This is a genomic window from Streptomyces spinosus, assembly GCF_020400655.1.
GTDB lineage: Bacteria > Actinomycetota > Actinomycetes > Streptomycetales > Streptomycetaceae > Streptomyces > Streptomyces argyrophylli.
In genome coordinates this window covers 24,318-46,317 of record NZ_JAINRC010000010.1, presented here as the reverse complement: position 1 = coordinate 46,317, position 22,000 = coordinate 24,318, and the positions used below count along the sequence as shown (strand labels likewise).

Here is a 22,000-nt window from a genome sequence, read left to right as displayed (position 1 = left end):
GCCGGTTTCGAACGGCGCCGCCGCCACTGGCAGGGCGGCCGTGTGGCGCCGGATGTGAGGGCACGGGGGAGTGGGATGCTGACCGGGATCGTGATCGACGCGCTCGATGTGGCGCGCATGGACCGCTTCTGGTCCGACGCGACACGGGGCCGGACGGGCGGCCTGCGCCTGCGGTGCGTGCCGGCCACGACACCGAAGACGGCGCTGAAGAACCGGCTCCACCTCGACTTGGCCGGGGGACCGGACTGGGAGGCCGAGGTGGCGCGCCTGCTCACCCTCGGTGCGACGCGGGCCGACATCGGTCAGGGGGACGTCCCGTGGGACGTGCTGGCCGATCCGGAGGGCAACGAGTTCTGTGTGCTGCGTCCCGGTCACCCCGGTGTGCTCGCCGACTGCGGCCTCGTCGCGATCTGCCTCGACGTGGCGGAGGAGGACCGTCGCGCGCAGCGGGCCTTCTGGCGGTCCCGGGCCGACTGGCACGCGGTCGAGTCCCACGACCGGGGTGACCGGCTGCGCCGGACACCCACCAGTACGGTCTCACTGGTGATGGGGCCGCCCGCGGCCCCGAAGGAGACACGGAACAGGCTGCGGCTGGAGGTCACCCGAAGCGACGGCGAACCCGGCGAGTTCCTCGACGTCGGCGGGAACGAGTTCCACGTGACGAGGTGACCCTCCGCCTGGCGGCCGCCTGCCTCACCGGTCGTCCGGCATGGGTGTGCCGCGGGCCCCGTGCCCCGCGGTCCCGGCCGGCGGGACCCGCGCGGGCATCCGTGCGGGCGGCTGCCTCACCGCGGTCAGCGTCGCGTAGACCACGACGTTGCCCAGGTAGCCCGTGCGCTTGGTGTAACCGCCACCGCAGGTGATCAACCGGAGCTCGGGGCGGCCCGAACCGCCGTAGACCTTCTTGCTGGGGAACTCCTTCCTGTCGTAGAGCTCGACGGCGCTGACGGTGAACACCGCTGTCCGCCGGTCGGCCCGGCTGATCTCGATGGTGGCTCCCTCGGTCAGGGCGCCGAGGTCGTAGAAGACACCGGGGTCGCCGCCGGGTGTGTCCACATGCCCCGTGGCGACGGCGGTGCCCGCCGAGCCGGGCGGGGTGCCGTCGCCGTACCAGCCGGCGAGGGCGGGTTCGTCGGCCGGGGGAGTCCGTGGTGCCCCTGTCGCATCGAGACCCACCCGGGTCATCGGGGCGTCCACCCCGATCTCGGCGATCCGGATCCGGACCGGATCCGCGGGGGGCAGCGGGTGAACGGTGGAGCCGGTGGAAGGCGCGGAGGCGGAGACGGGCTGCGCCGCGGGTGGCCGCGGCGGTGCGTCCGTGTCGTGCACGGCGCTGATCAGCAGCACCGCACCGGCCGTCATCGTGCAGACCACAAGGAGCACCGCGAGGGGGAACGGAGCCCGGGAAAGGCCGATGTGGTGTCTGAGTGCCATCGCGTCACGTCTTTGCTTCACGGCGGGTGCTTCGCAGCGGACGGTAGGGGCCACACGGGGCCGGCCGGCGGAGCGGGACGACCGGACCAGGTTCGGCGGTCAGACGCGGTTGCCGTCCGGGCGGCGGCACAACCAGACCGCACCCCCGGCGGCGGCCGTGACGAGCAGTCCTCCACCCAGCGCGAGCCCGAGATCCGTGTCGTCGGCCAGGCCGAAGCCGGCGTTGGCCGCGCCGTTCGGGGTGCGCCCGGTGACCCGGTACGTCTCCGTGACCTTGGTCAGCGGCGGACACTTCACGGTGACCGTGTCATCGCCCGGCCGGGCTCCCTTCGGGATCTGGAACTCGCCCGTGAGCACCCCTTCCTCGTCGCCTGCGAACAGATGGAAGTCCCCGCCCACCTCCGAGTGGCCCTTGCCGTAGTCCGCGTCGGCGTCGCAGACACTCGTACTGACGGTGACCGTGGAACCCGGTGGGGCGTTCCACGGTTCGATACGGAGGTCCGGGTCGTCGGCGGCGGCAGCGGCCGGGATCTGCAGCCCGAGGGCGCCGAGAGCCAGGCCGATACCCGCACCCATGTGTCTGTAGCGCATGCGCATCCTCCAACGGAACGGTGACCGGCCTGCTGCGCGGCACATCTCGTGTGTTCCGCTCACGAGGCAACCGACAGCCCGTCACTCCCGCAACCCGGCGAGTCGCCGCATCTGTCACCCGGTCAGGCGCATGCGTCTTCCCTCTCGATCGCTTGCGCAGGTCACCGACGCGGAGACCGTCGGTACGCGTCACCCGCCGCCCCGTCCCCAAAACGGTGAACGCCGACCGGGCCGCCTCGCGCGGTGCCGTCGACGCGGCCGGGCCCGGGTTCAGGTCAGGGGCGGGGCCTGGACGTCGACGGGGATGTCCAGCCGCCCGGCAACGGTGGTGAGGGTTGCGCCCAGCGGGAGCGCGACCCTGGTGAGGGCGTGCCGGTCGCCTCGGGTCCGGTCGCGGTTGACGATGAGCACCGGCTTCCCGGCCTCGGCCGCCTGGCGGACGAACCGCAGTCCGGACATGACCGTCAGCGACGACCCCAGGACCAGCAGTGAGGTCGCCTCACGGACCAGTTCGCGGCAGTGCTCGACCCGCCGAGGCGGAACCGCCTCGCCGAAGAACACGACGTCCGGCTTGAGGATGCCGCCGCATATCAGGCAGGGCAGTACGCGGAAGTCCTCGACCTGCTCGTCGGTGAGGTCCGCGTCACCGTCCGGGTTGATTCCCGCGGCCACCGGCTCGAAGTCCGGATTGGCCGCTTCCAGCCGCCGGGCGAGTTCACGGCGCGGACTGAAGGCGCCGCAGCCGAGGCAGACGACCCGGTCCAGGCTCCCGTGCAGTTCGACGACGCCCTCGCTGCCGGCGGCCTGGTGCAGGCTGTCGACGTTCTGGGTGATCACGCCGGTGAGCAGGCCGTGCCGCCCGAACGCGGCCACGGCCAGATGCCCGGCATTGGGGCGGGCGCGGCCGAAGGTGCGCCAACCGAGGTGGCTGCGCGCCCAGTACCGGCGCCGGGCCTGGGCGCTCGCGGTGAACTCCTGGTAGGTCATCGGGGTGTGCCGGCTCAGGCTCCCGCCCTCGCCCCGGTAGTCGGGGATGCCCGACTCCGTGGAGATGCCCGCTCCACTGAGCACCAGCACGCCGCCGGCGCGCAGCGCGTCGGCGACCGGCTCCGGATCCGTGGTGCCGGGCGGCACGTCCTCGGTGGGGGTCCAGCTCAGAGTGGGGCGCATACGCATGCCGCAAGAGTACGAAACGGGCCGCCGCAGGGAAGTCCGGTACGGCGTCGCCCCACCCTCGCGAGCCGCGCCGCACGGACCGAGGGCGCAAGGACCGCGAGGGGCGGGCTGAGCCCCGTAGACCCTGGTGCAGGGGCTCAGGAGCGCACGCTTCCCCTCTTCCCTCAGGTCACGGACGCTCGTCCGGGCGCATCATCCCGGACCCTCACCCGTCATTCCGGTACGCCGGTGCCATCGGATGCGCGGGGTGGGCGGACGGCGGACGGCCCGCGGCGGCACGGCGGGACAACGGGTCCGCCGACGGCCGTGCCTGACCCTCCTTGGACGCACCGTCATGCACCTCCCGCCCCTGGTTCAGCGACTGCCAGGCCCGGTCACCGGCCAAGGCCGCCGAAGCCGTGCTCGGCCTGGTCTTCGCCGACCCCGTCGATCCCCGCCCCCTACGGCCGGCTCGTCCGCTTCGGCGAAGCTCTGGACCGGTACGACGGCACACCCCCGGTGGAGCAGGACCGCATGCTCCCGCCCCGAACCCGTGTGGCGCCGGTGATCAGGACCGTCGGGCGCCGGCCGACGGCTCGGGGGTCCGCGTGTCTTCGGTGAACACGGCGAACAGGCCGTGGGGCGTGTCGTCGCCGAAGAGCAGCTCGTGGAGCCGGGCCCCTTCGGCGGCTGCCTCGGCGCCGCGCGGGAACATGGCCCGCTCGTACTCGGCGAGCGCGGCTTCCGTGTCGTCGCGGTGTGCGGCCAGGGCCTCGCCGAGCCGGGCGCCGTCGTACATGGCCAGGTTGGCGCCCTCACCGTTGGGCGCCGACAGGTGCGCGGCGTCGCCGACCAGGGTCACCCCCCGCACCCGGTCCCAGCGGTGCCCGGCCGGCAGGGCGTACAGGGGGCGCAGGACCGGCGCGGTGTCACTGTCGGTGATCAGCGCGGTGAGCTCCGGGGCCCATCCGTCGAACTCCCGCGCGATCCGCGCCGCGGCCGCGGTGGCGTCGGTGAAGTCGATGGCGGCGAACCAGTCCCGCGGCTCGGTGAGCGCCACATAGGTGTGCAGGGTGTCGCCCCTCTCGCGGTGGGCCTGGATGCCCTTGCCCGGGGCGAGCGCGAACATCGACCCGCCGCCGACCGCCTTCGAGGCGGCAGGGTGCCGGGTGTCGCTGTCGTACAGGTAGGTCTCGACGAACGACCTGCCGGTGTACTCGGGCGCCGCGTCGGAGAGCAGCGGCCTGACACGTGACCACGCGCCGTCCGCGCCGACCAGCAGGCTGGTGGCGGTCACCGTCCCGTCGGTGAAGGCGACCTCGTGGCGCCCCTGCCCGAGAGGACGGACGCCGCGGACCTTGCGCCCCCACCGGGCGGTGCCGGCCGGGAGCGAGTCGAGCAGGATCCGGCGCAGCTCGCCGCGCTGCACCTCGGGGCGGCCGCCCGTGCCGTCGTCGGCCTCGTCGAACAGGACGCTCCCGTCCCGGTCGAGGATCCGCGTCGCCTGGCGGCCCTCGAGGATCAGGCCGCGGAACTCGTCGGTCAGACCGGCCGCCCGCAAGGCGACCTGGCCGTCGTGCTCGTGGATGTCGAGCATCCCGCCCTGCGCGCGGGCCATCGGTGAGGCCTCGGCCTCGTAGACCGCGGACGGGATGCCGTGGACGTGGAGGACGCGGGCGAGGGTCAGTCCGGCGAGCCCGGCGCCGATGATCGTGACATCGGTGGTCATGGTGGTTCCTTGCCTTTCCGCACGTCTGCCGGATGGGCACCCGGCAGGATGGGGGAAAGGTCGCAGACGCCGCCGACGTCCCGCCGACACGCCGCCGACACAGGGCCGACAGCCCCGGCACCGGCCCTGTCGCCGGCCCGCCGGGGCACCGCCGGCCACCGTCCCGCCCTCCCCGTGTCAGCGGGTGGCGAGGAACTCCAGGGTGTCGATCACCCGGTTCGAGAATCCCCACTCGTTGTCGTACCAGGCGACCACCTTGATGTGGCGGCCGTCCACGCGGGTGAGGGCCGAGTCGAAGATCGACGACGCGGGGTTGCCCGTGATGTCGGACGACACGAGCGGGTCGTCCGAGTACTCGAGGATGCCCGCGAGCGGACCCTCCGCCGCGGCGCGGTAGGCGGCCAGCACCTCGTCGCGCGTCACGTCGCGGGCGACGGTCGTGTTGAGCTCGACGATCGACCCCACCGGCACCGGTACGCGGATCGAGTCGCCCGACAGCCTGCCTTCGAGGTTGGGCAGCACCAGGCCGATCGCCTTGGCGGCACCGGTCGTGGTCGGCACGATGTTGACGCCGGCGGCCCGGGCGCGACGGGGGTCACGGTGCGGGCCGTCCTGCAGGTTCTGCTCCTGCGTGTAGGCGTGCACCGTCGTCATGAACCCGTGCTCGATACCGGCGAGTTCGTCAAGGACCGCGGCCAGCGGGGCGAGCGCGTTGGTGGTGCAGGAGGCGTTCGAGACGATCGTGTGCGCGGCCGGGTCGTAGGCGTCGGTGTTGACCCCGAACGCGAGCGTGACATCGGCGCCGTCCGACGGCGCGCCGACCAGGACCTTCTTCGCGCCGGCGTCGAGGTGGGCGCCGGCGGCCTTGGCCGAGGTGAAGCGGCCGGTGGCCTCCAGGACGATGTCGACACCGAGTTCGGCCCAGGGCAGGCGCGCCGGTTCACGTTCGGCCAGCACCGTGATGCGCCGGCCGTCGACGACGAGGGCGTCACCGTCGACGGTCACCGGGCGGCCGAGCCGGCCGGCCGTGCTGTCGAAGGCGAGCAGCCGGGCGAGCGCGGCGGGCTCCGTCAGATCGTTGACGGCCACGATCTCCAGGGCACTGTCGCGTTCCAGCAGCGCGCGCAGCACATTGCGTCCGATGCGGCCGAATCCGTTGATGGCGATGCGAGTCATGTGTGGTGTCCCTTCCTTTCGCCACCAGACTCGTCCGCGGGCCGAGCCGCCGACAGTGGCGGGATCGCCACGGTTCACAAGGATCTCGCCAGGCCGGGCTCACGGGGATCTCGCCGGGACTCCCTGACGGGCGTGGTGCCCCCGTGGGTCACTCGCCGCGGGTGAAGGTGCGCCGGTATTCGCTCGGAGTGGTGCCGAGGATGCGCTGGAAGTGCAGTCGCAGGTTCGCGCCGGTGCCGAGGCCGACGTCGGCGGCGATCTGCTCGACGCCGCGCTGCGAGCGTTCCAGCAGTTCGCGGGCCAGGTCGATGCGGGCGCGCATCACCCACTGCATCGGCGTGTATCCGGTCTCCTCGACGAAGCGCCGGGAGAACGTGCGGGGCGAGACCCCCGCCTGCCGCGCCATCGTGTCGAGGGTGAGGGGTTCACCGAGCCGGTGCAGCGCCCACTCGCGGGTGGCGGTGAACCGTTCGCCGAGTGGCTCGGGGACGCTGCGCGGCACGTACTGGGCCTGGCCGCCGCTGCGGTAGGGGGCCGCGACCAGACGCCGGGCCGCGTGGTTGGACGCGGCCACTCCGAGGTCGCCGCGCAGGATGTGCAGGCACAGGTCGATGCCGGAGGCGGCGCCGGCCGAGGTGAGGACGCTGCCCTCGTCGACGAACAGCACGTTCTCGTCGACCTGGACGAGCGGGTGCCTGGCCGCGAGGGCGCGCGCGTAGTGCCAGTGCGTCGTGGCACGCTTGCCCGCGAGCAGCCCCGTGGCGGCGAGGGCGAAGGCCCCGGTCGAGATGGCGGCGAGCCGCGCGCCCCGGTCGTGGGCGGCGATCAGTGCGTCGATCACGGCTTGCGGAGGGTCCTCGCGGTCCGGGAACCGGTAGCCGGGGACGAAGACGATGTCGGCCCACGCGAGCGCGTCGAGGCCGTGGGCGACGTAGTAGGCGAGGCCGTCGCCGCCGGTCACGAGACCGGGTGCCGCCCCGCACACCCGCACCTCGTACGGCATGCTCGCGCGCGTGGTGAAGACCTGCGCGGGAATGCCGACATCCAGTGGCTTCGCGCCCCCGAGCACGAGGACGGCGACGCGACGGAGGCGGGAGGGCGGCACAGGAAGAGGTTACGCCGAGCGGCACCCGTGCCGGGCACGCGTGCCGCGGGCGTCGGGCCGGTCGCCTCACAGATGGAGGGGCAGGTGGCGGGGGCCGCGGAGCATGGCGTTCTGGCGGTAGGGCGGTGGGTCCTCGACCAGTCGCGCGGTGCCGAGGCGGGGGAGCAGGGCGCCGAGCGCGGAATAGGCCTCGATACGTGCCAGGGGGCCGCCGTAGCAGAGGTGGATGCCGCTGCCGAAACCGAAGTGCTGGTTGTCCGGACGGGTGGGGTCGAACCGGTCGGGCTCGTCGAACCGCTTGGGGTCGCGGTTGCCGGAGGCCAGTACCAGGACGACGGACGCGCCTTCCGGGAGGGTGGTGCCGGCGACGTCGACGTCGGCGCGCGGGATGCGCTCGCGCATGTGGACCGGGGGTTCGAAACGCAGCAGTTCCTCCACCGCGCGGGGCAGCAGGTCCGGTCGGCGGCGCAGCAGGTCGAGCTGGTCGGGGCGGCGCAGCAGGGTGAGCACACCGTTGGTGATGAGGTTGACCGTGGTCTCGTGCCCGGCGATGAGCAGCAGGATCGCCGTTTCCGCGAGTTCCTCCCGACTGAGCCGCAGAGCCGGGTCGGGTTCGTTGACGAAGGCGGAGAGCATGTCGTCGCTGGGTTTGCCGCGGCGCTGTTCGGCGAGGTTGACCAGGTAGCCGCCCATCTCCATCTTCGCCTGCTCACCGGCCTTGTCGGTCTCGGTGGTGTCCGAGCCGGGCCTGACGTCGGCGGCGGCGACGAGGGCGTCGGACCAGGCCCGGAACAGCGGCTCGTCCTCACGGGGCACGCCGAGCAGGCGGCAGATGACCGTGACGGGCAGCGGGTAGGCGAAGTCGTCGACGAGGTCGATCCGCTCGCCTGCCCCCAGGGAGTCCAGCAGTTCCCGGGTGATCCGGTCGATCTCCTCGCGCATGCCGTCGACGCGGTGGGGAGTGTGCGGCGGACCGAAGGGCCGCATGGCCAGGGTGCGCAGTCTGTGGTGCTCGGGGTCGTCGAGCCGCAGGAACGGCAGTTGCTGCGCCTCCGCGCCGCGGGTGCGGGGATCGACGCTCATCCGCGGGTCGTGGAGGAGGGCGGCGATCTCGTGGTAGGTACCGACCAGATAGCTGCCGTCGGCCTGCCGGACCACGGGACCGGCCTCGCGCAGTTCCGCGTACAGCGGGTACGGGTCGGGGCGGCTGGAGTAGTCGGTGATGCGTGCCAGGAGGGTCTCGGAGGCCATGGCGGCTCCTCGTGGTCGAGCGGGACGTGGGCTACACCACGGTCAGCCGGCGGTCGGGAAGGTGACCGGTGAGCGCGACGGTCGGGCCGTGGGACAGCACTGACGGGTCGGGCACGTCGGAAGGGATCGTGACGTCGGCCGCGATCGCCCGGTCCGCTGCGCCGGGCGGGGGCGGGAAGGCGGCGGCCGTCTCGATCAGGTGCCGGTAGTAGTCGAGCGACTTGGCCATGTCCACGGTGACGGCCGCGGTGACCCGGCCCTTGTACCCGTAGACCATGGCGAGCCGGCGCGCCTCCAGCGAGCCCTGGGCGATGACCACGTGGTCGGAGTAGGTGGGCACGCCCACGGACTTGATGTTGAGTCCGAACTGCGTCGACCAGAACACCGGGACGGCCAGGTGCGGGCGTTGCAGGGGACCCGGGTTGACCATGTTGTGGGCCGCCACCTCGGCCTGCTCGACCGCGTTGCCCCAGTGCTCGAGGGACAGCAGCTGGTAGCCGAAGAGGGGGTGCGGGAAGCGGGAGACGTCGCCCGCCACGAAGACGTCGTCGGTGACGATCCCGTACATGTTGAACGCGCGGCATCCGGCGTCGCAGGCGATCCCGCGCGGGCCCGCCGCGAGCCCCGAGTCCGCCAGCCACTCGACGTTGCGGATCGCTCCCAGCGCCGCGACGCACACGTCCGCGTCGACCCGGCTGCCGTCGGACAGCTCCGCACCGGTGAAGGATCCGTTGCCGTTCAGGGCGGTGACCGTCACACCGGTGCGCAGGTCCACGCCGTTGTTGCGCTGCATGACGGCCGCGAGCTTCGACAGCGTGCCGCCGAGTGCGCCGACCAGCGGAGCGGGGCCGCGCTCGGTGACCGTCACCTGCACCCCCAGCTCCCGGCAGGCCGAGGCGATCTCCGAGCCGGTGAAGCCGCCGCCGATGACGAGCACGCGCTCCGGCCTCTCGGCGAGCCGCTCGGCGAGTCCCGCGCCGTCCTCACGGGAACGCAGGGTGAACACCCCGTCCAGCGCGGCCTCGTCCTCGTGGGGCCAGGGGCGCGCCCGGGTTCCCGTGGCGATCAGCACCCGGTCGTACGGCAGTGACTCCCCGTCCTCCAGCAGTACCCGCTTCCCCAGCAGGTCGAGGCCTGTCGCACGCACGCCCAGCCGCCACTCGGCGTCCGGATCCCGGCGCATCGGCAGCTCGGTGGTCTCCGCCGTCGCCTGCCCGAGCAGCACCTGCTTGGACAGCGGCGGACGGTCGTAGGGTGCGTGCGGTTCGTCCCCGACCACGGTCAGTGAACCGGTGAAGCCTTCCTCCCGCAGCGCTTCCGCGGCCCGCAAGCCGGCCAGCGACGCACCGACGACGACGATGCGGCCCTCCTTGAGGTCAGCGGGCACCGATGCTCACCTCTTCGCCCAGGAGTATGGCCTGCACCGGGCAGGCCGCGGCGGCCTGGCGCACGCGGTCCTCCTGGTCCTCGGGTACGGCCGTGGCGTAGAGAAGGCCTTCCTCGCCGTGCAGCTCGAACACGCCCGGCGCGAGGAACACGCACTGTGCGTACCCCTGGCAGCGCGTGAGATCGACAACGGTTCGCATCCTCACTACCTCCTCCGCCGTCACACCCCCTCACCTCCAGCATGGGCGGAGACCTGTCGGCCCGCACGGTGACCACTTCGCGGGCGCCCCCCGGTCAGACGTCACCCCAGGACGCCGGGCGGCGCCGATCACGCACGCGGTGGGTGAACACCCGGGAGACGGTGCTCAGTTGCCTGCTCCTCCGACTGATCTCCCCTGCGGGCGGGTCGGCATGGCCGGCGCACGGGGGCGGCGCACGGCCGAGGTGGGTGACCGACGGATCTCCCGTCACCCCGGGGGCCGCGCCGCACCGCCGACCGACCGCACGGGTGGTCCGACCGGGTGGCGGCCGGGGCCGTCGGGTCCCACCGGGAGCGTCCACGGCGCCCCCGGTGGCCCGAACGGCCCTGTCGGGAACCCCGCGCGCCGATGGAAGGTGGTCCTGCACAGGCCGAGACGCACGAAGCCCCCGAACGCCGTCCCGACACGAAAGGGATCCGGATGTCCGTCGACACGCACACGGCGCCCGCCGAACTCTCGGACGAGGAGCTGGCCTCCCTGGACGCCCACTGGCGCGCCGCGAACTACCTCGCCGTCGGCCAGATCTACCTCATGGCCAACCCCCTGCTGAGCGAGCCGCTCCAGCCCGAGCACGTCAAACCGCGGCTGCTCGGCCACTGGGGCACCTCACCCGGCCTGAACCTGGTGCACACCCACCTCAACCGGCTCGTCAAGGCCCGCGGCCTGGACGCGCTGTGCATCTGGGGCCCCGGACACGGCGGCCCGGCCGTACTCGCCAACGCCTGGCTGGAGGGGTCGTACACCGAGACCTACCCGGACGTCACCCGGGACGCGGCCGGCATGGCCCGGCTGTTCAAGCAGTTCTCCTTCCCGGGCGGGGTGCCCAGCCACGTCGCCCCCGAGACCCCCGGCTCCATCCACGAGGGCGGGGAACTCGGCTACTCCCTGTCGCACGCCTACGGAGCGGCCTTCGACAACCCGGACCTGCTGGTCGCCTGCGTGATCGGCGACGGGGAGGCCGAGACCGGGCCGCTGGCCGCCTCCTGGCACTCCAACAAGTTCCTCGACCCGGTCCGCGACGGCGCCGTACTGCCGATCCTGCACCTGAACGGCTACAAGATCGCCAATCCGACGGTGCTGGCCCGGCTCCCGGAAGCCGAACTGGACGAACTCCTGCGCGGCTACGGCCACGACCCCATCCACGTCACCGGTGACGACCCGACAGCCGTCCACCGCGCGATGGCCGCGGCGATGGACCGCGCGGCCGACCGCATCGCCGGCTTCCAGCGTGCCGCCCGCGAGGACGGGGCCACGGACCGGCCCCGCTGGCCCGTGATCGTGCTGCGCACCCCCAAGGGCTGGACCGGTCCCGCCGAGGTGGACGGACTGCCGGTCGAGGGCACCTGGCGCGCGCACCAGGTGCCGCTGGCCGCCGTGCGGGACAACCCGGAACACCTGCGGCAACTGGAACAGTGGCTGCGCTCCTACCGTCCCGGGGAACTGTTCGACGAGCACGGCACCCCCCGCGCACACGTATTGGCGTGCGTCCCGGAGGGTGCCCGGCGGCTCGGTGCCACTCCGCACGCCAACGGCGGCCTCCTCCTGCGGGAACTGCCTCTTCCGCCCCTGGAGAAGTACGCCGTCGAGGTGGACAAGCACGGCGCCACCCTGCACGAACCCACACGTGTGTTCGGCGACATGCTCGAGGACGTCATGCGGGCGACCTCCGACCGCCGCGACTTCCGTCTCGTCGGTCCCGACGAGACCGCCTCCAACCGGCTCCAGGCCGTCTACGCGGCCAGCGGCAAGGCCTGGCAGGCCGCCGTCCTCGACGTGGACGAGCACCTCGACCGCCACGGCCGGGTGATGGAGATCCTCTCGGAGCACACCTGCCAGGGCTGGCTGGAGGGCTACCTCCTCACGGGCCGGCACGGGCTGTTCTCCTGCTACGAGGCCTTCGTGCACATCGTGGACTCGATGGTCAACCAGCACATCAAGTGGCTGCGCACCACCCGCCGCCTGTCCTGGCGCGCTCCCGTCGCCTCCCTGAACTACCTCCTCACCTCCCACGTGTGGCGGCAGGACCACAACGGCTTCTCCCACCAGGACCCCGGCTTCGTGGACCACATCATGAACAAGAGTCCCGAGGCGGTACGGGTGTACTTCCCGCCGGACGCGAACACACTGCTGTCCGTGGCCGACCATGCCCTGCGCAGCCGCGACTACGTCAACGTGATCGTGGCGGGCAAACAGCCCTGCTTCGACTGGCTTTCGATGGAGGAGGCGAAGGTCCACTGCGCCCGGGGCGCCGGCATCTGGGAGTGGGCCGGCAGCGAGGACGGCACGCGGGAACCGGACGTGGTGCTCGCGTGCGCGGGCGACGTGCCGACCCAGGAGGTTCTCGCCGCGGCCCAGTTGCTGCGCCGGCACCTGCCCGACCTGGCCGTGCGCGTGGTCAACGTGGTCGACATCGCCCGACTGCTGCCGAGCGGGGAACACCCGCACGGCATGAGCGACTTCGAGTACGACGGCCTCTTCACCGCCGACAAGCCGGTGATCTTCGCGTACCACGGCTACCCCTGGCTCATCCACCGCCTGGCCTACCGCCGTACCGGGCACCGCCATCTGCACGTGCGCGGCTACAAGGAGATCGGCACCACGACCACCCCCTTCGACATGGTGGTCCGCAACGACCTGGACCGCTACCGCCTGGTCATGGACGTCGTCGACCGCGTCCCCGGCCTCGCCGTCCGCGCGGCCGCCGTACGCCAGCACATGGAGGACGCCCGCCAGCGCCACCACGTCCACATCCGGGAACACGGCATGGACCTGCCCGAGGTCGCCGACTGGACGTGGGACGGCTGAGCCGCCTCGAGGGAGGGCCCCGGCGCGGCATCGCCGGGGCCCTCTTCCCGTACGTCACCGGCGGTACGGGCAGCCGCGGTGCGGATGGGGGACCATGAGGTTGTGGTACGGCGCCCTCGCGGTGTGCCGCGCGACAGGCGGCCCCAGGAAAGGCGGTGGGGACGATGGCGGCGGGGACGATGCTCCTCCCTCTGGTCGTGGGAGTCGACGGATCGGAGCCGAGCCTCGTCGCGGTCGACTGGGCCGTGGACGAAGCCGCCCGCCACGGTCTCCCGCTCAGACTGGTCCACGCCTCCCTGTGGGAGCGCTACGAGGCCGGCCTGTCCCCGGCGGGTCCGGACCGGCCCTCCGAGCAGGTGCTGGCCGAGGACGTCGTGGCCTCGGCGGCCGACCGGGCGCGACGGCGCGACCCGGAGGTGAAGATCACCACCGGCATCGTCCCCGAGGAGGCGACGGCGGCCCTGGTGCGCGAGGGCGGCACGGCCTTCGCGCTGGTGACCGGTTCACGGGGCCGCGGCGAGCTGAGGGGGCTGCTGCTCGGGTCGGTGGGCCTGGCCGTGGCGGCCCGAGCCCCCTGCCCGACGATCGTGGTCCGCGGCGACCGGGTCGGCCTGGCGGGTGCGCACGGGCGCATCCTGCTAGGCCTCGGCGAGGCCGGCACCGGCGTGGAAGCCGTCCGTTTCGCCTTCCGGGAGGCCGAGGCGCGCGGCTGTGTCCTCGACATCGTGCGCGCCGGGCGCGGGCCAGGCCATGACGAGAGCGCGAACCGGGTGCAGGCCGAAGGACCGCTCGACACGTCCCGGGAACACGCGTCGTCCGTCGTCGACGCCCGGCTCACGGCCGCGGCCGTAGAGCATCCGCGTGTCCGGACGCGTCCGGCGGCCGCCGAGGGACCGCCCGGCAAGGTCCTCGTGGGCCGGTCGGCCGCGGCGGACCTCGTGATCGTCGGGGCACGACGCGGCAAGGGGCACTTCGGACTCCAGGTCGGCCGGGTGGGCCACGCCCTCCTCCACCACGCCCAGTGCCCGGTCGCGGTCGTGCCCGAACGGCGGTGAGCGTCGCGCGGCACGCCCTGGACCGGTGGCGGGGGAGGGGGTTCGTGGCTCGTCCTCAGCCGAACAGGCTTCGCACCCTGATCGTCTCGACGCGTCGCCACGTGCCGCCGGGCAGCAGCATCCGCTCGCCGTCGGCGCTGTGAGCGCTCGGCCGGCCCGAACCGGCCGGCCGGGCCGCCCGCCGCCGCGTCTTCCTCGCCGAGGGCAGCGCGGGACCGCGGCCGTTCCGCTCGGCCCGCGCATCAGGTTGAGTGCGTCGGCTCATCGGCCCTCCCAGTCGCGAGCAGGGGTGGTCTCCACAACGCCGGGCCCTCCTGGGCGATCGGCTCGCCCGACGCCCGGACAGCCGCCGGCCACACACCCAGCATGCTCCCTGTGTACCCGCAGGTGGGGCCGAATCGCACCACCGCGGGACCAAGGGGAACCGGCCGGGGGCTTCCCCGCGGGGGCCGGCGGTCCTCGTCAGTCCAGGATCGTGGCCATGCCGCGGCGGCGAAGGTCGGCCAGTCCGTTCAGCATGGCCTCGATCTGCTCGGGCGAGTGACCGGCCCAGCCCGTGAGCTCCGACACGACGCGCACGGGCTCGCGGGTGCGGTAGGAGCGGGTGGGGTTGCCGGGGAACTTCTTGTCGGTGACGTTGGGATCGTCCTCCAGCTCTCCGGTCGGCTCCACCACGTAGATCCGGCCCGGACCGTCCCCGGCCGCGAGCTCGGCGCCCCAGACGGCGGCGTCCAGGGTCTCGGAGACGTAGACGTGGCGGGACGTGCGCCCCTCCTCGAAGTTCGACGCGTACCCGGGGACCAGCAGATCCCCGGGGACCAGGGCCGCCTTCGTGCCGTGCAGGTAGGTTCCGGCCTCGTACACCTGGAAGGGGACAGGTGTGATGGTCATGGGCTGCTCCTCGGGGCGCGGACTCGGGGTAACAGGAAACCACAGGGACTGCGGGCGGGTTGAGGCCCGCGACGACACCGTGCGCACGGCGCCGGACACGGTGTGACTACCCTGGACCCCGATCGCAGATCAGGGGAGCCGATTCCCGGGGCGATCGCCATCCATGCGGCGGCGGCTGAGCCAGCCCGCGATGAGCGCCGCCCTGGCCCGTCTGCGCCGGCACTTCGGCGACGACCTGCTCGCCCGCGTCGGCGGCCACTACGAGCTCACCGCCCTCGGCCAGGTCCTCCTCGACCGCACCGCCACCGCGTACGACCTGCTGGAACGCCTCTTCGCCAGCCAGGCCGACTTCGACCCGGCCGAGGAGATCCGCGAGTTCCGGCTCCTCGCGTCCGACTACGCCGTCGCCGTCTTCGGCACGGGACTCGCCCGCGTCGTCCACGACGAGGCCCCGGGCATCCGGCTCCGCTTCAGCCACACCCCGGCCACCGTCGCCGACGACACCGCGACGCTGCTCAGCGCCGCCGACGGCCTGCTCATGCCGCACGGCGTCATCAGCGACTTCCCCGTCACCGACCTCTACGACGACCGCTGGGTCTTCCTCGTCGCCCACGACCATCCCGGCGTCGACGACCGCCTCACCCACGACGACCTCGCCCGCCTGCCCTGGTTCACCTATCAGCGCACCTACGACGCTCCGGCGGTACGCCGGCTCGGCATGCTCGGTGTCGAACCCCGGGCCGAGGTCTCCGTCGACAGCTTCCAGCTGCTGCCCCTGCTGGTCGCCGGCACCCGGCGCATCGCCCTGATCCAGGCACGGCTCGCGCGACTGCTGGCACCGCTCGCCGCGTACGCGTCGTGGAGCCGCCGTACGAGGCGGTGCCGCTGCGCGAGGCCATGTGGTGGCACCCGGTCCACACCCACGACGCCGCCCACATCTGGCTGCGCGAGACGGCGGCGCGGATCGGCGGACGGCTGACCGAGGCCGCCGGGGTATGACACCGGCCGAGGCCCCCGCGTCCCGCGGCGGCCCCGCCGGCACCACCGGCTGACCGGTCAGGTACGCAGCAGCCGCAGGTCGATCGCGTCGGCCATCGCCTTCATCCCCTCGTCGTTGGGGTGGATGTGGTCGCCCGAGTCGTAGGCCGGGTCGAGCGCCGCCGGGTTCGCGGGGTCACGCATGGCCCGGTCGAAGTCGATGACGCCGTCGAACGCGCCGCTCGTGCGGATCCACTGGTTGACGCTCTGGCGGATCCTCTCGGCCTCCGGCGTGTAGTACCCGTTCCCCTCGTCGGGCATCAGCGTCGCGCCGATGATGTTGACGTGGGCGGCGTGGGCCTGGCCGATCAGGGTGCGGTAGCCGTCGATGAGGTCCTGCGCGGTCAGTGGCCGGCCGTCCGGCCCCGCGTTGTTGCCGATGTCGTTGATGCCTTCGAAGAGGATGACGTCCTTGACGCCCGGCTGGCCGAGGGCGTCGTGGCCGAAGCGCTTGAGGGCGCTCACGCCCTGCCACTGGTTGGGGACGTCGGTGAGCACGCGGTTGCCGCCGATGCCGGCGTCGACGACGCTCAGTTTCTGCGGGCCCGGTCCGGAGCCCAGCCGGCGTCCGAGGAAGTCGGGCCACCGGGTGTACGTCCCGTTCGAGGAGTGGTAGCCGTCCGTGATGGAGTCGCCGAAGGCGACGACGGTGCCCCTCGCGGTCGGCGACAGGACGTCCATCCCCGCCAGGTAGTACCAGGAGGTCGTGGTGGTGCCGAACGCGGCGGCGCTGTCGTCACCGGCGTGGTTGCCGGAGGCTATGTAGGTGGTGTCGAACGCGTCGGAGTGCCAGGTCGACGTTCCCGTAGCGCCGGGTGCGTAGAGGTCGACCAGCAGGTTCTCGCCGGCGTCGACCGAGATCGGGACGACGTCGCTGACCGCCTCCTCGCCGGCGGGGATCGTGACACGGCGCGAGCTGCCGAAGGTGACGTTCCGCGTGGTGCCGCGCCTCGCCTCACCGCCGCTCGCCTGGACGGCCAGGTCCACGGTGGCGATGTCGAGCGGCGCGGTGCCGTACCGGTTCGACAGGGTGATGCGTACGCCCGAACCCGCGACGCTGCTGTGCACCACCATGCGTATGGTCTGGTTGTCGAAGGACGGGCCGCCGGTCGTCATGCTGGGTGACCAGGCACTGACCCGGGTGCCCTTGGCCTGGGGCGACGGCGCGGCGGCGGCGCCCGCCGCGTGCGCGGTGCCCAGCGGGACGACCGTGAGGACCATCCCGGTCACGGCGCCGAACACGGACAGCAGGGATCTGCGACGCGGCCGGCGGTCCGCCGCCGTGCCTTCCTTTTCCTGGGACATCGTTGTTCTCTCCACTCTCCGCGTCGTCCGCGACGGGCCGGCTCCGCGGGGAGTCCGGCCCGGTCCCGCCCCCGCACCCGCCCGGGACGGACGGATTCCGGACGGCGGGACGGTCCGCTGACGACGGGTCATCGGGGGTTGGCTCGGGGGACAGGTGCGTGCCGCACCGGCCTCAGCCGAGGTTGCTCAACGTGACGGACCCGCCGGGCCTGAGGCTGACCTTGCGCGAGGTGCCGCCCGCGAACACGGTTGTGTCCCGGCCGCCGACGCTCCTCAGCGTCAGCTGGGTGACCTTGCCGTTCCGCCACCTGAGGTCGGCGACGAAGCCGCCGCGCACGCCGACTCCGGACACCGATCCGGACGCCGCCCACGCGGCGGGCAGTGCGGGCAGCAGCTCGACGTGGCCCGGCCGCGAGTACACCAGCATCTCGATCATCGCGGAGGGGGTGCCGAAGTTGGCGTCGATCTGGAAGATGCCACGGCCCTCCCCCATGTCCATGATGTCGAACAGGTTCGGTGCGGTGCCATTGCTGCCGCCCGCGGACGGCTTCAGGTTGTTGACGACCAGCTGGTAGGCCTTCTCCGCGTTCTTCAGCCGGGCCCAGCACAGGCTGCGCCAGGCGTTGGCCCAGCCGTAGCTGTTCATGCCGCGCGCGGTCAGCAGGGCGGTCGCGCCGGCGAGGATGTCCTTCGGCGTGGAGTCGTCCGGGCGGATCCGGTCGCCCGGGAAGAGGCCGACGAGCGGGGACAGGTGCCGGTGCGTGGTCTCGCCCAGGTTGTCGGGCGACATCCACTCCTCCAGCCAGCCGGTCTTGGGGCTGACCACGGGGAGGTACAGGCGCTCGCGCAGTCCGTCGACGGTCTGGCCGTAGGAGGTGTCCCTGCCGAGCACCCCGGTCGCGGTGCGGTAGTTGCCGAAGAGGTTCCACACCAGTTCCTGGGCGTAGGTGATGCCCTTGGCGTCCAGCGGTCCCTGCTCGGGGGACCAGTCGCTGTCGGCGATGAGGACCTCGCGTGCGGAGCCGGAGGCGTCCGTGACGGTCGTGGTGAGGAGGCGGGCCTCCCAGAACTCCACGGCGCCCTTGAGGAGGGGGTAGATCTTCTCCAGGTAGGCGCGGTCCTGGGTGTACTCGTAGTGTTCGAACAGGTTCTGGCAGATCCAGGCGTTGCCGGCCGGGTGCCACCACCAGCCGCCCCCGCCGTAGGGGTTGGTGGAGATGGCCACGGTCCAGCCGGCTATCCGGCCGCTGGAGTTGCGGTACCTGTTGTCCGGGCTGTTGAACAGGCGCCGCGTGACGTCCGTCCACGAGGGCAGTTGCGCGAGGCAGTAGTCCGTGAAGGTGTCGAAGCAGTCAGGCAGTCCGGCGCGGTCGGCCAGCCAGTAGTTCATCTGGACGTTGATGTCGGTGTGGTAGTCACCCATCCAGTCCGGGTCGTTGCCGTCCAGCCACGGGCCCTGCAGACCCATCGGCAGGACGCCCCGCGACCCGGAGATCATCAGGTAGCGCCCGAACTGGAGGTAGGCCGCCTCCAGTTCCGGGTCCGGGACGTCGTCCCGGTAGCGGGTTTGTACGCGCTGCCAGGTGTCCAGCTTGCGCTGGGCGGTGGACGAGGTGCCGAGGTCGACGGCCAGTTGCTCGAACACCGGGCGGAAGTCCGCTACGTGGGTGTGCAGCAGGGTGCTCGCGGAGTGACCGGCCGCGTCCCGCACCTTGGTGCGGGCCAGACGCTCCGGGTCCAGGGCCGGGTCGCGGAACCCGGCGGCCGCGTCGGGCGCGTAGTTCGTGCCGCCGCTGACCACGACGGTGAGGTCCTTGCAGCCGCTGAACCTGATCGACGTACCGTCGACGGTGACCGTGCCGGTGCCGCTGGTCGCCGTGACGGCGGCGCCGTACTTCAGGCCGTTGGCGAGGGAAGCCCCGAACGAGGCGCAGCGCTGCGTGCCGTCCGTGGTGGTGTGCTCGCCGTGGGTGCCGGCCAGGGTGACGGTGCCCGTGTAGGTGCCGCCGCCGAGCTGGGAGAAGTACACGACGATGACGTCGTCGGGGCGGCTGGCGAAGATCTGCCGCTGGTAGGTGACGCCGGACAGGTCGTAGGAAGCGCTGACGAGGCCCTGGGCCAGGTCCAGGGTGCGGCGGTAGTCGTCGACGGAGCCCAGGTCGTGACCGGGGAGGTCGACGGTGAGCTCGGCCAGCAGTGTCAGGGAGCCGAAGTCGTCCCGGCCGTAGGGGAACTGGCCGTCGCTCTGCAGGGTGTCGTTGGCGCCGCCGGTCCACAGGGAGGCGTCGGTGATCGTCAGCAGTTCGCTGGAGGGGTCGTTGCTCACGAGCGCCCCGAGGCGCCCGTTCCCGACCGGCAGGCCCTGCCGGATCATCGAGGTGGGGGAGCCGGGAGCCCGCCACCACAGCTGGTTCTTCGCGGCGGCGGCTGCGGACAGCATGGGCGAGGAGACGGGGCGGGACGGGGCCGCCGACGCGGTGAAGCCCGGCAGACCGCCGAGTGCGGCGGCCGCGCCGGCGGTGGCGGCGAGGGAGAGGAAGCCTCTGCGGCTGGGACGGTTGTCGCGCGATGCGTTGTGCTGGGTGTCCACGTGGTGCACTCCATGTCCGGGGAACGGCGCATGCGGGAACGACGGATGCGGGGCCGTCGGGTGTGGTGCGGGGAGGGTGGGCCCGGAGCCGTACCGGGCCCACGTGCGGGTCAGGCGGTCCTGGGGACGTCGATCCTGTCGATGTCGGGGGAGTAGTCCCAGCCGCTGTCGAACGTGATGCTGTTGGAGCCCGCCTTCAGGGCGAGCTGGACGCTGACGGTCTGGACGGTGCTCCAGTCACCCGTGGAGGGGAACTTCAGCCGGGTGCCGTTGCCGCTGTTGGAGTAGACGGTCACCGAACGGGGGTCGCCGCTGACGTAGGCGACGTTGATGGTGTAGATGCCGTCCTTCTTCACCGTGACGTCGTTGAACTGCAGCCGGCTGTCGAGGTAGAGGTTGCCGACCTTCTTGCCGCCGGAGCAGGCGTCGCACGAGGCGGGGGAGGCGTTCCCGGTCAGGGTGTTGTTCCCGGACTCGGCCTCGTAGCGGGTGGTCGACAGCGCGGGACCGCCGGGCTTGACGGTGAACAGCCGTGAACCGTGCGCGGGCAGCGTCGCGGTGATCCTGTTCTTGTAGGTACCCAGGTTCTGGTGCCGCCACAGGTCGCGTACGGAGGCCGCGCCGGTGAAGCCGAACGACGCCCAGTCGGCGGTGACGGAGGCCGACGAGTCGCCGAGGTTGAACAGGGCGACGGTGTAACTGCCGTCGGGGTTCTTCGTCCCCCAGACCTGCTCGTCGCCCATCGGGGTGACGGGGCGTGCGACCGGCGAGCCGCTCTGGTCGACGGCGATGACCTCCTGGTTGGTCAGCAGGGAGAGTCCGTAGTCGTCCAGCCGGGTGAGGTCGTCACCGGTGAACAGGGGTGACTTGTTGATGGCCCACAGGGTCATGTAGCTCTGCCGCTCGGCAGGGGTGAGGCCGTCCATCTCGCCGTTGCCGACGTCGACCGCGTCGAGGTCGTTCCAGCCGCCGGGGCCGGCCTTGCCGCTCCACGCGGGGGCGTCGTTCCACCGGTCGTTGACCGAGTTCTCCCAGGTGACCAGGGTCTTGCAGTAGCACTCCACATCGGTGTCGATGCGCCAGCCGTTGGAGTACTTCTTCCAGTCGGCGGCGTGGCCGATGTCCAGCGACCAGGACAGTTCCAGGTGCATCGGGCGGCCGGTGTCACCGATGGCCTTGTGCCAGGCGGCGATGTCCGGGACGTTGTCGTAGTTGTCGCCGGACTTGAACGAGCCGGGACCGACGCCGTCGAGCTTCAGGAAGTCGTAGCCCCAGTCCGCGAGCATCTGCGCCTGCGAGTCGATGTACTTCTGCGCGCAAGGGTTGCCGAAGTCCAGCTTGTAGGCGCTGTCCCAGCCGTTGGTGGTGCGCAGGTCGGGGTAGACCACGTCCGCGGTGGTGCAGCCGGGGGCGTTGCGGATCGGCACCTTGCCCTCGCCGTAGGCCCCCTTCTCCAGGCCGACGGGCAGGTAGATGCCGGCCTTGAGGCCCTTGGCGTGGATGTGGTCGGCGACGGACTTCATGCCGTGGGGGAACCGGACCGGGTCCGGGGTCTGCCGGCCGTACTGGTCGAACTCGGACGTCCAGTTCTGGTCCATCCACCAGCCGGCGTCGATGTTGACGTACTCGTAGCCGTACTTCTTCAGGGTGGTGGCCAAGGCGTCCGCCTGTTTCAGCACGTTGGCCTCGGTGAGGTAGCTGTAGTCGCCGTTCGGATTCAGCCCGGGGTACTTGGAGGACTGCATGCTCCAGCTGGACCAGCCCATGTAGGGCTTGGCCGCGAGGCCGGAGGCGGCGTCGGCCGTGGTCGAAGCGGAACGGACGGCGGACGTGGCGGAGTCGGCGCTGGCGGCCATGGCCTGACCGGCGGCCGGGGCCGCTGTGGCCAGTGCGGCCGCGACGGCGAGCACCAGCGTCGCTTGGAGGGTACGGCGCGGGAAGCCGGGGCGGGTTCCGCGCAGGGCTGTGTACGGGGATGACCGCATGGGTCGCCTCCTGGGGGTGGGGTGAGCGGGATTGCGGTGGTACCCGGTGGGGGCGGGCGCCGGATCGGGCAGGACGCCGGGCGCGGGTGGTCGAGCGGCCGGCCGCCGGGGCGTCGCGCCGGCGGCTCCGTCCTTGCCCGGGCCGAGGGGAGCCCGCCGATGCGCTGCCGCCGTGGCGTGCGGCGCACCAGGAGCGTGGGGTCGCGGTCAGGGGAGCGCCTGCCGTGACGAACAGGGGGAGGGG

General features: G+C 72.3%; 17 protein-coding genes and 1 pseudogene. 4 read left to right on the top strand and 14 right to left on the bottom strand.

Features of this window, described 5'->3' with window-relative positions; genetic code table 11:
- Nucleotides 1–75: 75 nt before the first annotated feature.
- Entirely contained in the window at nucleotides 76–669 is a 594-nt protein-coding gene (locus LG395_RS19740; protein ID WP_225810678.1) for a VOC family protein, read from the top strand.
- Between the two features lie 24 nt (nucleotides 670–693).
- Here the strand turns inward: LG395_RS19740 and LG395_RS19735 are convergent, their stop codons facing one another.
- From LG395_RS19735 to LG395_RS19695, 9 genes are all read right to left on the bottom strand, one after another.
- A complete protein-coding gene (locus LG395_RS19735; protein WP_225810677.1) occupies nucleotides 694–1,434 on the bottom strand; it encodes a class F sortase in 741 nt (246 codons plus the stop codon).
- A 99-nt stretch (nucleotides 1,435–1,533) separates the two neighbouring features.
- On the bottom strand, nucleotides 1,534–2,025 hold the full coding sequence (locus LG395_RS19730; protein ID WP_171159274.1) for a sortase: 492 nt from the start codon (nucleotides 2,023–2,025) through the stop codon (nucleotides 1,534–1,536).
- A gap of 270 nt (nucleotides 2,026–2,295) precedes the next feature.
- Nucleotides 2,296–3,201 carry an NAD-dependent protein deacetylase gene (locus tag LG395_RS19725; RefSeq protein WP_225810676.1) on the bottom strand — a complete coding sequence of 302 codons (906 nt, stop codon included), beginning with the start codon at nucleotides 3,199–3,201 and terminating at the stop codon, nucleotides 2,296–2,298.
- Between the two features lie 547 nt (nucleotides 3,202–3,748).
- Nucleotides 3,749–4,909, bottom strand: a complete 1,161-nt coding sequence (locus tag LG395_RS19720) for an FAD-dependent oxidoreductase (RefSeq protein WP_225810675.1) — start codon at nucleotides 4,907–4,909, stop codon at nucleotides 3,749–3,751.
- A gap of 177 nt (nucleotides 4,910–5,086) precedes the next feature.
- Nucleotides 5,087–6,085: a type I glyceraldehyde-3-phosphate dehydrogenase gene (gene gap / locus LG395_RS19715; protein WP_225810674.1), complete on the bottom strand. Its 999-nt coding sequence runs from the start codon at nucleotides 6,083–6,085 to the stop codon at nucleotides 5,087–5,089.
- A gap of 148 nt (nucleotides 6,086–6,233) precedes the next feature.
- Nucleotides 6,234–7,190: a GlxA family transcriptional regulator gene (locus LG395_RS19710; protein ID WP_225810673.1), complete on the bottom strand. Its 957-nt coding sequence runs from the start codon at nucleotides 7,188–7,190 to the stop codon at nucleotides 6,234–6,236.
- Nucleotides 7,191–7,256: 66 nt separating this feature from the next.
- Nucleotides 7,257–8,441, bottom strand: a complete 1,185-nt coding sequence (locus tag LG395_RS19705) for a cytochrome P450 (protein ID WP_225810672.1) — start codon at nucleotides 8,439–8,441, stop codon at nucleotides 7,257–7,259.
- 31 nt (nucleotides 8,442–8,472) lie between these two features.
- Nucleotides 8,473–9,828 (bottom strand): NAD(P)/FAD-dependent oxidoreductase, encoded by a 1,356-nt coding sequence (locus LG395_RS19700; protein WP_225810671.1) that lies wholly within the window; start codon nucleotides 9,826–9,828, stop codon nucleotides 8,473–8,475.
- Nucleotides 9,818–10,027 (bottom strand): ferredoxin, encoded by a 210-nt coding sequence (locus tag LG395_RS19695; protein WP_171159281.1) that lies wholly within the window; start codon nucleotides 10,025–10,027, stop codon nucleotides 9,818–9,820. Before LG395_RS19695 ends, LG395_RS19700 begins: the two co-directional genes overlap by 11 nt.
- A gap of 480 nt (nucleotides 10,028–10,507) precedes the next feature.
- Here LG395_RS19695 and LG395_RS19690 point away from each other — a divergent pair, with 480 nt between their 5' ends.
- Both LG395_RS19690 and LG395_RS19685 read left to right on the top strand, forming a co-directional pair.
- Nucleotides 10,508–12,892, top strand: a complete 2,385-nt coding sequence (locus LG395_RS19690; protein ID WP_225810670.1) for a phosphoketolase family protein — start codon at nucleotides 10,508–10,510, stop codon at nucleotides 12,890–12,892.
- A gap of 164 nt (nucleotides 12,893–13,056) precedes the next feature.
- On the top strand, nucleotides 13,057–13,947 hold the full coding sequence (locus LG395_RS19685) for a universal stress protein (RefSeq protein ID WP_225810807.1): 891 nt from the start codon (nucleotides 13,057–13,059) through the stop codon (nucleotides 13,945–13,947).
- A 55-nt stretch (nucleotides 13,948–14,002) separates the two neighbouring features.
- On the opposite strand, the gene LG395_RS19680 is transcribed toward LG395_RS19685, so the two are convergent.
- Together LG395_RS19680 and arr are read right to left on the bottom strand one after the other, a co-directional pair.
- Nucleotides 14,003–14,212: a hypothetical protein gene (locus LG395_RS19680; RefSeq protein WP_171159283.1), complete on the bottom strand. Its 210-nt coding sequence runs from the start codon at nucleotides 14,210–14,212 to the stop codon at nucleotides 14,003–14,005.
- Nucleotides 14,213–14,409: 197 nt separating this feature from the next.
- Nucleotides 14,410–14,838 (bottom strand): NAD(+)--rifampin ADP-ribosyltransferase, encoded by a 429-nt coding sequence (gene arr, locus LG395_RS19675; protein ID WP_171159284.1) that lies wholly within the window; start codon nucleotides 14,836–14,838, stop codon nucleotides 14,410–14,412.
- A gap of 175 nt (nucleotides 14,839–15,013) precedes the next feature.
- On the opposite strand from arr, the pseudogene LG395_RS19670 reads away from it, so the two are divergent.
- Nucleotides 15,014–15,837, top strand: a pseudogene (locus LG395_RS19670) (LysR family transcriptional regulator); the annotation flags it as partial.
- A 57-nt stretch (nucleotides 15,838–15,894) separates the two neighbouring features.
- Here the strand turns inward: LG395_RS19670 and LG395_RS19665 are convergent.
- From LG395_RS19665 to LG395_RS19655, 3 genes are all read right to left on the bottom strand, one after another.
- The gene (locus tag LG395_RS19665) at nucleotides 15,895–17,181 is read right to left on the bottom strand and encodes an SGNH/GDSL hydrolase family protein (protein ID WP_225810669.1); all 1,287 of its coding nucleotides are present in this window, start codon (nucleotides 17,179–17,181) and stop codon (nucleotides 15,895–15,897) included.
- A gap of 172 nt (nucleotides 17,182–17,353) precedes the next feature.
- Nucleotides 17,354–19,771: a glycosyl hydrolase family 95 catalytic domain-containing protein gene (locus tag LG395_RS19660; RefSeq protein WP_225810668.1), complete on the bottom strand. Its 2,418-nt coding sequence runs from the start codon at nucleotides 19,769–19,771 to the stop codon at nucleotides 17,354–17,356.
- A gap of 110 nt (nucleotides 19,772–19,881) precedes the next feature.
- Nucleotides 19,882–21,756, bottom strand: a complete 1,875-nt coding sequence (locus tag LG395_RS19655; RefSeq protein WP_225810667.1) for an alpha-galactosidase D — start codon at nucleotides 21,754–21,756, stop codon at nucleotides 19,882–19,884.
- Between the last annotated feature and the right edge of the window lie 244 nt (nucleotides 21,757–22,000).